At 69.6% G+C, this 1,537-nt stretch carries 1 protein-coding gene; it reads right to left on the bottom strand.

All coding sequences use genetic code 11. The features are described from left to right. Nucleotides 1-14: 14 nt before the first annotated feature. Nucleotides 15-1,424 carry an IS4 family transposase gene (locus tag ACWDA7_RS52765; protein WP_450615333.1) on the bottom strand — a complete coding sequence of 470 codons (1,410 nt, stop codon included), beginning with the start codon at nt 1,422-1,424 and terminating at the stop codon, nt 15-17. Nucleotides 1,425-1,537: the final 113 nt, after the last annotated feature.

Raw genomic sequence — 1,537 nt, forward strand, 5'->3', positions numbered from 1 at the left:
CAACACCGTTGCGTTTACTTCCGTGAGCGGTTCGCGAGCCCGTGCTCGAAGAACGTGATGGCGGTGTGGATGGTGTAGTTCTGGCTGGTCGTGGGGTGTTGTCCGGCGTTCGGCCCGTATTTGCTGGTGGGGTTCTTGCAGGTGCGGGCCTTGACGCGGTGCCGGCGGCGGGCGGGGTGCAGGGCGTCGAGGATCGCCCGGCCGATGGTGCCGGCGAGGTCGGCGGGGCCCGCCGGGGGCAGGATTCCGGTCGCGCTGATGACGGTGTCGGCGGCGGTGGCCAGCAGGACGGTGAAGCTGATGCGGTCCATGTCCAGGCCGGGCCGGGTGCAGGCGGTGTCGGCGGCTGCGCGGATCAGGGCCTGGTAGGTGGTGAGCAGGGCGTAGACCTCCTGGTCGAGCCCGGGCAGGCTGCGCGAGCGCAGGACGCGGCCGTCGAGCATGGTGGCTTTGATCGAGAAGTAGGTGGTCTCGGCCTGCCACCGCTCGTGATACAGGGTGATCAGCTCGGTGGCGGGGTACCTCGTGGCGTCCAGAAGGCTGGTCAGCAGCCGCCATTGCTCGTGGCGAACGGTGCCGTCGGCCAGGGTGAGGGTGACGGATGCCTCGATGACGCGGACGGTCAGCAGGGCGGGCAGGACGCCGTAGCCGATCCGGGCCAGGTACGAGCCGTCGGCGAGATGCCCGGCGGGGGTGGGGACGCGGCGGGCGGAGGACCGGATCAGGAACTGCGCACCGGTGGCGTGGACGTCCCGCGCGAACTCGTTGGCGTCGAAGCCGGCATCTGCCAGCAGCAGCATCGTGTGGTCCAGCGCGCTCAACAGGCGCTGTGCATAGGTGAGTTCGCCGTCGCTCTCGGGTCCGAACGCGGCGGCCAGGATCGCGCGGGTGCCGCACTCGACCAGGACCACGAGCCGCAGCAGCGGGTAGCCGAACTCCAGGCGGTCACCGGCCCGTTTCGGGTAGCGCCAGGTGATCGTCGGCTCGTCGGGCGCGTGCAGCAGGGTCCCGTCGACGGCCACGGTCCGCAGCCCCCGCCAGAAGGAGCCTCTCTGGCCGCGGTGGGCGACGGGCCCGGCAAGGACCTCGAACAGGCGTCGCAGCGGGGTTGTCCCTATCCGCCGTCTCGCCCGGGACAGCGAGGACACCGCCGGGCGTACCAGGGGCAGCCCTTCCAGTCCGGCGGTCAGCTTGCCCCAGACCATCCGGTAGGAGCCATGTTCGAAGAGGGCCAGCGCGAGGACGAAGTAGACCACCACCCGCGACGGCAGCAGCCGTAGCCGCCGCTCCCGCGTCCCGGTCTCCTCCAGCACCGCGTCCACCAGCGCGAAGTCCACGACCTGCGTCAGCTCGCCCAAGTGCCCGGGCGCGTGCACACCCCCGGCTACCTCGATCGTCCTGGTGATGACAGACTTCTCCCGCAACGGGACTCCCGATGATCGCCTTGCCTCAGCAACAAGTTGATCTATCAGGACGTCCCGTTGCGTCATTCACCAGGGCTTGACCTGCACCTCAACACTCAAACGCAACGGTGTTG

It is taken from the genome of Streptomyces sp. NPDC001156, from assembly GCF_053598275.1.